The sequence below is a fragment of the Planctomicrobium limosum genome (assembly GCF_051465645.1).
Classification (GTDB): Bacteria; Planctomycetota; Planctomycetia; order Planctomycetales; family Planctomycetaceae; genus Planctomicrobium.
Map to the genome: position 1 here is coordinate 3706466 of NZ_CP195790.1, position 12313 is coordinate 3718778.

Below are 12313 nucleotides of genomic sequence, written 5' to 3' on the forward strand. Positions count from 1 at the left end.
GAGACTGCGTTGAATTTAACGATTAAACCACCTCTGCTGAAAAATCCCGATCAAAGATGACCTCCGGCAGCAACCAGACTGAAGTCCCCGCTCAAGGAACCGGCTTCGCGCTTCCTTTCCGGCGACTCTTGCTGGTGTTGACTGCTGCAATCTGCATGGCTGGCGGGATGGCCGCAGGAATTGTCATTCAGAAACAAATTGCGCACGACGCAACGGCAGCTCCCCCAGAGGCGACTGCCGATTCTGACAATTCCAACCTGCACGCCGAATCTGCCGATCTCGCCAATGAGGCCGGACCATCGGCCTCAGCCTCTGTCATTGCAGAAGTGGCTGAAGAAGCGTTTCCCGCTGGAGATCAGGAACTCGGCGAACACGAGCTTGGGGATCAACGGGTCGCCGGTCAGAGCATGTCAGACAACGCCATCAACGACGGTTTGATGGAGATGAAAGACGATCCATTACCGGAGATGGCAGCTTCCCGGAAGAATGAATCTTCTCCGGAGTCGATGAATCAACACGCTCCTTCGCCTCAGGCTCCGACTCTGGCCGAGACGCCTCATGCTTCTCCTCAGAGCCCTCCGGTTCAGCCATTCAAATCAGCAAGCACTGGCGGATCTGCCGAACACAAGGCCGTTCCGCCTGACCTCGTTTCACCATTCCGCTCAAGTGATGAGAGTGTCCTTGAAGAAGCGGACTTCGCCTTTCAGGCAGAAAACTTTCGCAAAGCCAGAGAAGGCTACCTGCGAGAGTTCTACACAACGACGAACTCCAGTGACTCGCTGCTGATTTTGAAGATCGCACTGTGTGAAGAAATGCTGGGGAACCTGCGAGGAGCCCAGTCCGCCTATCGCAAGCTTCTGGAAGTAGCGACTCACCCGGCAATTCGTGTCGCAGGATTTCAGGGGCAGGCGCGCATCTGGACCGCTTCCGGCCGTAGCGAACTTGCCACCGCATCACTGTTTCGGGTGTTGCTGGAAGGAACATACACAGGCACAGACAAATCAATGCTTCATCAGCTTGCCTGGCTGACGTCTGCCAGAGTGAAGCTTCCCTCAGTGACAGGGATCGCGGCAGATCCGTTCCTGCGAGACGAACTGTTCCTTTCGCCCAACCTGGAACTTCGCCCACGACATTTGATTCAGACCTTGAATCAGATTTTGTCCGTGCCGGAAAGCAACAGTCCCAAAGTCAGACCGGGCGTCAATATCGTCAGGAAAACCGGGATGACGCCGGATGACATTGTCATTTCTTTTCGATTTGATCGAACCAATCTCGACCACGTTCTGAATCGCGTGTCGCAGGCAACCGGCATTCCGATCAGGGCAGCGACAGAAACTCCAGCACAACTCGGCACGTCCACACTCGAACCACATTGTGTTGACCTGCCACTGTCTGTTGCGTTGGACGCGTTGCTGGAACCTGTCGAATGTATCTGGACCTGGCAGGAATCCGGGGTTGAAGTCATCCCGGCGAAGATTGCGAATGTGAACCAGATCTCTGAATACCGTCGGCAGGCGGCGACTCGCCTGTTACAGCTGGCGATTGGATCTGCACCAAAACATATGGATTCTGTCGCGTCTCAGATCGAACTCGCCCGACTTCAGGCGATGTTCGGTGATACTGTTTCTGCCTCGATTGCTTTGCAGAATGTGATCGAACGGACCTCGCGATCCCCTTACCTGTCAAACGCCTGGTTCAATCTCGCGAAACTGTACTTGAGTCAGGGACGCCCTCGCGATTCCAGCACCGCATTCTATCGTGCCGCAGACATGATGGGAGGAGAGACTCTGGAGTGCGTCTGCTACCTGTATGCAGGCCGTATTCATCTGGAAGCTGATGATCCACGAGCAGCCACAACACCACTGACTCGAGCCGTGTCGCTGTCGATCGGAACCCGACACGAAGCATTGATCTCTCTTCAGCTCGCTTCGGCGTATCTGATGTTGAATCACTTTCAACGAGCCAACAGCATCCTTATGGACCACCGGATCGTCCTGGAAGCTCCGGCAGTTCGAGATCAGGCCGCGTTCCTTTCCAGTCTGGCCCACTACCGCTCAACAATCGACGACAACGAACGCTTTCGGGCGGGGACCAATGTGATTGCGACCATGACGAACCTCGACATGAAGCAATGTTTTGGAGGTCACTGGAGCTGGTTGATTGGAACGACCTATCGTGATACCGGAATGACCTCCGCATCGATCCAGACGTTCCAGAACTGCCTGATCTCTTCTTATCCATTCCCGCTTCAAAACAAAATGCGATCCGCATTGCTGTCGGATGCACCGGAACTGTTATCCAAGCTTCCAAGTGGAAAACATGCCGTCGCCGATGTTCAGACACCGGAGTCATTTCACATTGATTCGTTGCTGGTCGAGGCGCAATCCGCATATCGACAAAGCCGCTTCGACGATGCGATTCAACTCTGCCGGGACATCCTGAATCAAAAGGCCTCACAACCAGACCAACATCGTCGAGCCCTGAAACTGATGGGGCAGTCTTATCAGTCACAAGGGAAATACGAAGAATCCGTGCAATGCTTTACTGGTGTCGTTCCCGAGGCTGCTCCCGCTCAACCAGCAACCAGCGCCGGCCTGATCCAAGGGGGAGTGCGATGAAAACTGTTCGAAACTGTCATCCTGGAGTCCCACGACCAGTTACTCGGTTCAACACAGCGATCCTGTCGGTGTGTCTCGCACTGTCGATGTCGCCAATCGCTTGGGGAGATGCTGGTCAGGTCGAAGCACATGCCGAGGCGATTCCGCTACTGGATCGCGATGCATTCAGCAGCGCCGCTTCAGAGTTGCTATCGAGCGAAGGTCCCGGTGTTGGGGACGATCTTCAGGAGCAGAAAGCACAGAGATTCCGCGAGCTGAAAGCCAAGCTGGATGAGCTGTCAGGGTTGATTCAAGCCCCGCCAACTCAATCGAACCAGCAACCGCAATCTCAGCCACGTTCCCAGCCACCGGTGACTGCACCCTCGCCATCAAATCCAGCTGGTTCTCCGACGACAATTAACGCAGCAAAGATTCCGACTGACAACATGCTGCCAAAGCCGTCCGAAACCGGTGTCCCGCCGCAACTACTTCCCGGCGTGATGGGCGGAAACACAGCATCCACAAATGATCCTGCCATCAGAGGCATCGTCAAACCGACAGATCCAGAAGCCGGAATGGTTTCGAACGGGAATCGTCCTGAACTGAATCCTCTTCCGAAACAGGCCGATCCTGACGGAAAGCCAGTCGCCGGACCAGCAGAACCGTTTTCAGGTCAGGTTGACCGGTTTGCACTTGCGAACAGCCTGTTCGGAACCGGAGATGTCGAATCCTGTCTGAAAGTCCTTGAACAAACCGACTTTTCACATCTCACCAGAGAAGAACAAGTCTGGTCAATGTATATGCAGGGATGTTGTCATCGTCGCGCAGGCCGAATTGACGAAGCTCGCAAACTCTATCGAGGAGTGATTGCTCAACCTGAGGCAGATTGGGTCAAAGAACAGGCTCACTGGTGGCTGAGCAATCTCGATTCGAAGTCGAAGCTGCAGGGGGATATTCAACGTCTGAATACCACCATCAAAGCGTGGGAGACAGAAATTGCCACACTTGGAACAAAGTAATCTGCAGACAGAGTTACTGTCATTACTCGAACGTGCAGAAGGTCCCTACCGACGTGCGCTGACGATGATTCAGAACGCACTCCCTCAAGCGAACCCGACCGCCGAGGAAATCTCATTATGTCTGAGCCGTCTTGATCCGCTGATGAAGCAGGCACAAGAGATTGAGATTGAACTCGCCCCTTGTCGTGAACGCTGGCTGGCGATGGGATTTCAGGCGGATTCCCATGTGAAAGTCATTTTCCAGCGTCACGAACAACTGCTCACTGAGTTGGTTCACAAGATCAATTCAATGGAGCACCAGATGCAACAACATCGACAAGCAACATTGCCACAGGTCGACGCACTTGTTCGTCATCAGCAAATGCAGAAGGCCTATCAACAGGTGATCAGATAAACGGCACTTCCCACTGGGAAGGAGATGACGATGTCAATCATATTTCAGTCGAAAGCCATGTTGCAGGTACTTGAGCGGGCGAAGCGCTTTGCTCGAAGCACCGTCACAATCCTGGTGCAAGGCGAGAGCGGGACCGGGAAGGAACTGCTCGCACGTTTAATTCACCAGCAGAGCCGCAATGCGCAGGCGGAATATGTTCGGGTGAACTGTGCGGCCCTGTCGGAAAGTCTGATTGAAAGTGAGCTTTTCGGCCACGAAGCAGGTGCATTCACCGGTGCTCATCAGTCGCGACGAGGGCGGTTCGAGATCGCGGCGAACGGGACTGTATTTCTCGACGAGATTGGGGAACTCCCCTTCGGTGTTCAGGCGAAACTCTTGCGAGTCCTCGAAGAGCGTGAGTTCCAACGAGTCGGCGGAAACGAAACGATCCCGATGACTGGCCGTGTTGTTGCCGCCACCAACCGTGATCTGGCGAACGAATCAGAACGAGGGAATTTTCGGCCGGACTTATACTATCGTCTGAACGTCCTCCCGCTGGAGATCCCGGCACTGCGTGAGCGTCGCGACGACATTCCGGCGCTCGTCAATTACTTCATCCAGAGTTCTCAGTCCGAATTGGAGCGTCCAGTACGCGGAGTGACTCGCCCTGTGATGGAACAACTTTGCGAATATGACTGGCCGGGCAACGTTCGCGAACTGCGAAACGTGATCCTTCGCTGCTGTATTCTTGCGACCTCGGAGACGATTCATTCAGTCGAACTCCCGGCGGCTCCTGTGAAACTCCATATCCCTGACACGATTCAGATCCCAGAGGATTTCGATCAGCTTTCGCTCGAAGAGATTGAACGTCGAGTCATCCTCAAGCGGTTGGAGAGCTGTCGTGGAAACAAGAACGAGGCCGCAGCGGCACTAGGCGTGACCGCCAGAACACTACGCAATAAGGTGACGAACTACCGCAAACTCGGTTACGTCGGCTAGACGGCATCAGTCCCTCTTGTAGCCGCTCGCAAACCGGCACGGACTGCGCGTCGGAAGAAATTTCCGCTTTCAAGATGGTCGTTCCTTCCACCAGCAGCACCTGCCGATGGGTCGTGACACTTTTAAAAAGTGATGCAAAACGCTTGCGCCGCCTTTGGTTGTGCCTAATTCTGCTACACCGCCATCCAAAAATCTTTTGGACTGGAACGAAGACTGCTTATCACGGCTTTGGGCATCAACATTGAACCGGAAAGAATGTCATTAACAATGTCATTCTGACCATTCCGGCAGCATGGATGCGACTTCCATTCCACTTAAGTACGCATCAGGCCGGGAACGAGACGTTGTCGCTTTTGAATCTGACATTGAATCAAGGTGACGCGGCGCTTGCCGGGTTGGAATCGTTTTTTGCCCCTCAGAATATCAACGGAACCGGACTCTGGCCGGTTGGTGACGCACAGCCTGATCATTGGCAGACAGACTTCAGTCAGCTCTTGAGTCAGCTTCAGCAACAATCTGCGACTCCACAGGCAACAAGCGCAACGGCTTCAAGTTCGGCCGCCAGTATTGCCATCGAGAATCCAGTAACGACGCCGATCTCAAGTTCCGTCGCGAGTGCGATTCACGGTTCTGTGACAAGGCAGATTGCGCTTTCGCTCGACACGATCGCTGATCGAACGGCAACACAGTTCCCACTTCCAGATCAGCTGAGAACTCCGACACTCCCAGCAGTCCACGAACAAAGCTTCATTGAAGAGAACACTGGGGCCAGCCTTCTCTCTGGTACTGAGACTGCGCCACCGGAACCAGCCTCATTCGTTCTCGATCGGCTTCTGCTAACACAATCGATTCCACTGCAAGTGCGGTCTACTCTGACGCCGAGTCTGAACCAGAACGGACTCAATGCGGTTGCCGTTGTGAGTTCGGTGAGTTCAGAGATTCAGCCGACCGCGAATTCACAGGTTGTAGATCTCGCTCCCGAACTGGATGCAGGAACAACAGATCAGTCTGACGAAATCCCTGATGAAGTGCTTGCCCAAGTCCTGAACGCGTTTCCACAACAGATTCCAGTTCCATCACAACTTCGCGATCTCGAACAGTTCAATAATGCCACACAGGATGAGCACGTTGATCCGGCAGCGCATCCGGCTGTCCATGCTCAACCAGTGAGCGAGCCCGACTCACTGCTGCGTCAGACTCCATTCGAGTTCACTGCGAATCCGTCTCAGACCGCTAATCTGACACGACCAGAGACACACTCATCCTCACAGACTGTGCCGCGCACTGCGAGTTCAGAAGAACCTCATGGTGTTCGCACTTTGCAAACAGTTGATCACACTGAGGATCCGCGAACTCTGGCTGGAGAGTTGCCTCCAACTTCGCCACAGCCTCAACCTCTGCCTGACAATCGATCGCAATCACAGTCGACCGCACCAATCACAACCAAGATCGAAACCACATTCAATCAGACGCGAAATGCCCCAACGGCCGCGGCAGAGATCACTGGAAATCAGCACCAGACTCAGCAACATTCGCCTGAACCAGTCACCACGGTTCCGACGCAGCCAACGCACTTCGAGCGCGCATCAGGTCAGCTGTCTTCAGAACATCAGGTCAGCACAGGAGAGCCCGACCGCCAGTTGCCATCTCCTGCAGCACAAAGCACGTTGCAGGCACCGTTGACTGAAAACGTAACGGCCAACAGAACTGTGGTCGAATCTCAGATCGCAAATGAGCAGGACAGACTTTCTCCCGAGCCAGAACAACAACCTGCTCAGACGACCCAAGAATCAGTAACAGAGCACCTTCCAACACGACAGACGAAGACAACTGATCATCACGAGTCACCGACCAGCGAGTGGGCCGCTCAATCATCATTGTCTTCCGCTGTTGTTCTTCAAACTCCAGTCACTGCATCTGAACCGAACGTAAATCCAGTCGTTACCCAGCCAACACTGACTTCGACGACAAGCGATCTGGGAGGCGGCTCTCCAGAGTTCCAATCATCAACAGATGATCGCAATTCCTCGGCTCAATCGGATCGTGTCACTCCACGAACGGATGGTGCCGTCGAGACTATGGCGCAGATCGCTGCCCCGGTCGAACAGACATTCGGCAACCAGCTCCAGTCAGCGACTCTTTCGAACTTACAGCCAAGCCTGACCGAGCAGATCACTCAGCAATTGGTTCAGCAGATCAACCTGACGGATGCTGAAGGAGTCCAGAAATTTCAGATGCGTCTCGACCCGGAAGAACTGGGAGGGATGGTCATTGAAATTCATCGCAACGAAAAAGGGGAACTGCAGATCCAGGTCTCCGCTGATTCTCCAGAAACCAGAGCAATGGTGGAGAACCAGACAAAACAGATCTCCAGCTCATTGCAAAACCAAGGTGTCGCCCTGACGGAATTCAATGTCCTTCAACACGGGACAGAATCGTTTGGAGACAGCCAGCATCAGCAACGACATCGAGCCGAAGTCGATGAGAACGGGCACGAGACAACAGGTCAGACCGCAGCAAAAGCGGCTTCATCCGTGACCGAAAGCCCCTCAGGCGAAATCAGCTTCCGAGCATGACATTCGCAGTCAAAGCGATTATTGAAATACAGGACGTTTGAACATGGCGACTTCAGCAACCGGGATCTCATCGCAGTTAGGGCAGCAGCAGTTCCTGCAACTGATGACAGCCCAATTGATGTACCAGAATCCATTGGAGCCAACCAAACAGGAAGACTTTCTCGGGCAGATGGCCCAGTTCTCGACTCTGAGCGGGATTGAGAGCCTGAACGCCAACTTCTCTGAACTATTCAAGCTCCAGTCCCTGACACAAGGGGCCGGGTTAATCGGGAACGAAGTGACCTACTACTCAAAGATCACTCAATCAAACAAGACTGGAATTGTGACGTCAGCCTCTGTGAACAACGGAAAGCTTGAGGTCTCAGTCAACAACGAGAAGGTCAGTCTCGACGACATTTCTCGCATCGGAGTCCCATCGACAACGCAATCCTGATCACAGGAATGGACCGCAGCAATCGAGTGTCACTGACCTTCATCGCATTCTAATACAACTTCGTACTGTCGCTTTAAGAGGCATGCCATGGCCAACGCAATGATCACCGGAGTGTCCGGACTTCAATCTCACCAGAAGATGATTGAGATTGTCGGCAACAACCTCGCCAACCTGAACACCGTCGGCTACAAGCAGCGAACCGCACTTTTCTCTGACGTGCTGTACGAGACGATTCGAGGAGGTTCGAGCGGGACGCCAGGCGTCTCAGGGGGAACCAATCCAGTTCAGGTCGGAACAGGCAGCAGATTGGCTTCCGTACGGACAAACATGTCTGGAGGGGGACTGGAATCGACCGGCGGTGACCTTGATATGGCCATTGACGGTGCAGGGTTTTTCGTTGTGAATAACGGAACCTCAAACCTTTATACACGCGCCGGCGCCTTCCTGATTGACCAGACCGGCATGCTCGTCGATGCCTCCACCGGATACCCTGTCCAACGCTTCGGAGCGGCGGGAGAGGACAATGACGGCTTCCCATCGTTTCAGACGGCGGGTAACTCGAATGTCTATATTCCACTCGGTGCCCACGTACCGGGTCGAGCAACTCAAAGCGTTCAACTGGTCGGAAATCTGCCTGCCAACGGATCCACACCAGCTCAGCAGACTCTGTCTACTTCCAACTGGCTGGCCGGTGGTGTTGCCGCTACATCTTCAACATTGCTGAACTCACTCGACTTTGTGAGCACCGCCTATCAGGCTGGCGATTCGCTGGTCATGAGTGGAACCAACGCCGATGGAGGAGCCGTCAGCACCACACTCTCGGTCGGCCCAACGACAACCGTAGGCGATCTTTTGAACGCGTTGAACACCGCATTCCCTGATGCCACAGCGTCGATCGGTGCGAACGGATCACTCTCAGTTCAAGCCGATAACACTGGGAAGTCGTTCCTCAGTCTGACGCTGACAAATGGAGTTTCAAACGCCGGTCAGGCCGACTTCAGTTCAGGATCATTTGTCGTTTCCACGCCGGGAGCCGATGGTGCTGTAGTACGAGGCGGGATTCCGGTCTATGACGCCGGTGGGGGAGCTCACACTGTCAATTTTGAAATGACCAAGCAGGTCGATGGCACCTGGGATCTGAACATCCTGCTGGACCCAGCAGACGGGACAGTCGTCGACGGCTCGATCGGCGGAATCACATTCGGTGATGATCGCAACTTCAGTGTGGCAACAGGAACCGGCCTGGGTGACACCAACATCACGATTCTCTTCAAAGGCCAGACGAATCCACAAACATTCAACATCGTGATGGACGGGGGAAGCTCGGCCGCAAGCGGACTGACGTCATTCTCTGGTGACGCCTCGATCGCAACCGTTCAGGACGGATACGGCAACGGGATTCTCACCTCCGTTCAGGTGGATACATCAGGGATTGTGCAAGGGGTCGCCAGCAACGGCGTCGAGTTCCCAATCGCTCAGCTGGCAATTGGAAGCTTCCGCAACCCGGAAGGTCTCGAAGCGGTCGGCAGCAACTTCTTCAAATCCAGCATGAGCAGCGGTGACGTGCGAATCGGGGGAGCCGGAGCCAACGGAAACGGACTTGTCCGCGCCGGACAGCTCGAACAATCCAACGTCGACGTCGCTGTCGAGTTCACAAGACTGATCGTCGCACAACGGGGGTTCTCCGCGAATGCACGCACAATCACCGTCACGAACGACATCCTGCAGGAACTGACAAACCTGATTCGCTAAGCCGTCATCAGGCAATTTGACTGAGATTTCTATTCAGGCTGGAGTGCGTCACATGATCACTCCAGCCTGATTCGTTTCCATCAAAACTTTCCAACCTGAATCGTATTCGCCGTTTCCGTGACGGATCACAACGGAAGTTTTTGCGAATCCTTGGTTGGTTCCGGCTTCGCACTCCGTCTCGGACTGGACTCAGCCGGGCCCCTCTCATAGAAACAACTCTTAGCGGTATCGTTCTGAAGTGTCGCCCCTCGTAACGGCGGCCACGCAACCGATTGCAGAAAGTATTTGAAGCCATGCAGATTCAGCTTCCAGACGGAACAGTTAAAGAGTATCCAGCCGGTTCCAGCGCGTTGGATGTCGCACGGTCCATCGGAGAGCGGCTCGCAAATGCGACCATCGCCGCCGAGATCAACGGGCAAATCGTCGACGCCTCTCGTCCACTTTCAGAGTTAACCGACGCCGACCCGATCCCGGTTAAGCTGCTCACAACCAAAGATGCAGCTGCTCTTGGCGTGTTGCGGCACTCCTGCGCCCACGTGATGGCCCGAGCCGTCATGCGAGTTTACGAAGGGGTCGGACTGGCATTCGGCCCGACAACCGGTAACGGCTTTTACTATGACTTCGATCTGAAGACTCCGATCAGCGAAGAGGATTTTCCTCGCATCGAAGCAGAGATGGAAGACATCATCAAAGCCTCCGAACCTTTTGAACGGTTCTCGCTGAGCCGTGATGAAGCCATCAAGTTCGTCGGGGCGATGAATCAGGAACTCAAGACCGAGCACATCGCCACCGGTCTCGCCGAGCACGAGAGCCTGAGCTTCTACCGTCAGGGAGAATTCGTCGACCTGTGCCGTGGGCCTCACATTCCAGATGCCGGCCGTATCAAAGCATTCAAGCTGCTGAGCGTCGCCGGGGCCTACTGGAAAGGGGACTCCAGCAACCGTCACCTGCAACGACTCTACGGAACCGCGTTCTTCGACAAGAAGGACCTGCAGGCTCATCTCGATCAGGTCGAAGAAGCGAAACGCCGCGATCACCGAGTCCTTGGAAAACAGCATAGTCTGTTCACCATCTCGAATGACGTCGGGCAGGGGATGGCGCTGTGGCTTCCAAAGGGAGCGACGGTTCGTGCACTGCTTGAAGACTTCATCAAGCAGGAACTGATTCGTCGTGGGTACGAACCTGTTTACTCGCCTCACGTCGGGCGAGTCGAATTGTACGAGATCAGCGGTCACTTCCCGTACTACCGTGATTCGCAGTTCGCACCAATCTTCGGGCACCCAGCCGGCCAACTGGTCGACAACTGGAAGCAGAAGCTGGCAGAAAACGAACTGAGCGAGAAGTTCGAAACAGACTTTCTGGCAACGGCTGAGGATCTGGGATGTCAGTTCAATGACTATCCAAAATCCGGCACCAACGATGAGAAGTTTGCTTATCTCACGAAATGGGAAAAGCAGCAGGAACGTTACCTGCTCAAGCCAATGAACTGCCCGCACCACGTGCAGATGTACAAGGCGATTCCACGGTCATACCGCGACCTGCCAGTGCGTCTCGCCGAGTTCGGAACCGTCTATCGCCACGAGCAATCCGGCGAACTGAACGGGATGCTTCGCGTTCGAGGACTGACTCAGGACGATGCTCACTTGTTCTGTACCCCAGAGCAGGTAGAGCAGGAGTTCAAAGACACTCTTGATCTGGTGAAGTACGTTCTCGGCAGCGTCGGCCTCGATGATTACCGCGTACAGTTGTCGAAGCGTGATCCGTCGTCAGACAAGTATGTCGGGTCACCAGAGCTGTGGGACAATGCTGAATCGACTCTGCGAAGGGTGCTTCAGGAGAGCGGGCTGAACTTCACCGAATGCGAAGGGGAAGCAGCGTTCTACGGCCCGAAAGCCGACTTCATGGTTCGCGACGCAATCGGCCGTGAATGGCAGTTGGGAACCGTGCAGCTGGACTACAACCTTCCAGAGCGGTTCAAGCTGGAATACGTCGGTGCAGACAATGCGACACACCGCCCGGTGATGATTCACCGTGCTCCGTTCGGGTCACTGGAGCGTTTCGTCGGAATGCTCATTGAACACTTCGCCGCTGCATTCCCGCTGTGGCTCGCTCCAGAGCAGGTCCGCATCCTCGGGTTGAACGACGAGATGCTGGCTTATTGCGACGAAGTGAAAGCAAAACTGCAACAGGCTGGCTTCCGCGTCACCATCGACAAGCAATCTGCCAACGTCAAGAAGAAGATTCGCGACGCACAGTTGGACCTGATCCCCTACATGCTGGTCGTTGGTCCGAAAGACCGCGATCAAGGCGGTGTTTCGGTTCGAGACCGCATCGACGGCGATCTTGGCTTCATGACCGTCGACGACGCGATCGCAAAGCTTGTTGCCGAGCGTGACAACCGAGTCATTCGCCAGGCAGTCAAACGATCGTTCAGCGGCTTCGGAGATTCCGGAACCGACTCAACATCCGGTGCGGACTACTAAACCCGTCCCGCACTAAGCTAACAACTTAATCAACACGAAGAGCCGCCCACCCCAGTGAGCGGCTCTTTCTTTATTTAAAGA

The 12313-nt window shown here is 54.6% G+C and carries 8 protein-coding genes; all 8 read left to right on the plus strand.

Features of this window, described 5'->3' with window-relative positions; genetic code table 11:
* The first annotated feature begins 56 nt into the window (after positions 1 to 56).
* The 8 genes from SH527x_RS14065 to thrS all read left to right on the plus strand — a co-directional run bounded on the left by SH527x_RS14065 (position 57) and on the right by thrS (position 12232).
* Positions 57 to 2618 (plus strand): tetratricopeptide repeat protein, encoded by a 2562-nt coding sequence (locus SH527x_RS14065; RefSeq protein WP_437191306.1) that lies wholly within the window; start codon positions 57 to 59, stop codon positions 2616 to 2618.
* Positions 2615 to 3616, plus strand: coding sequence for a tetratricopeptide repeat protein (locus SH527x_RS14070; protein WP_437191307.1), 1002 nt, complete (start codon positions 2615 to 2617; stop codon positions 3614 to 3616). The genes SH527x_RS14065 and SH527x_RS14070 overlap by 4 nt, the downstream gene beginning before the upstream one ends.
* The gene (locus SH527x_RS14075; protein ID WP_437191308.1) at positions 3603 to 4010 is read left to right on the plus strand and encodes a hypothetical protein; all 408 of its coding nucleotides are present in this window, start codon (positions 3603 to 3605) and stop codon (positions 4008 to 4010) included. Before SH527x_RS14070 ends, SH527x_RS14075 begins: the two co-directional genes overlap by 14 nt.
* A 30-nt stretch (positions 4011 to 4040) precedes the next feature.
* Entirely contained in the window at positions 4041 to 4988 is a 948-nt protein-coding gene (locus tag SH527x_RS14080; protein ID WP_437191309.1) for a sigma-54 interaction domain-containing protein, read from the plus strand.
* Positions 4989 to 5284: 296 nt separating this feature from the next.
* On the plus strand, positions 5285 to 7564 hold the full coding sequence (locus SH527x_RS14085) for a flagellar hook-length control protein FliK (RefSeq protein ID WP_437191310.1): 2280 nt from the start codon (positions 5285 to 5287) through the stop codon (positions 7562 to 7564).
* Positions 7565 to 7607: 43 nt separating this feature from the next.
* On the plus strand, positions 7608 to 7997 hold the full coding sequence (locus tag SH527x_RS14090; RefSeq protein ID WP_437191311.1) for a flagellar hook capping FlgD N-terminal domain-containing protein: 390 nt from the start codon (positions 7608 to 7610) through the stop codon (positions 7995 to 7997).
* Between the two features lie 87 nt (positions 7998 to 8084).
* Positions 8085 to 9749 carry a flagellar hook protein FlgE gene (locus SH527x_RS14095; protein ID WP_437191312.1) on the plus strand — a complete coding sequence of 555 codons (1665 nt, stop codon included), beginning with the start codon at positions 8085 to 8087 and terminating at the stop codon, positions 9747 to 9749.
* Between the two features lie 293 nt (positions 9750 to 10042).
* Entirely contained in the window at positions 10043 to 12232 is a 2190-nt protein-coding gene (gene thrS, locus SH527x_RS14100; RefSeq protein WP_437191313.1) for a threonine--tRNA ligase, read from the plus strand.
* Positions 12233 to 12313: the final 81 nt, after the last annotated feature.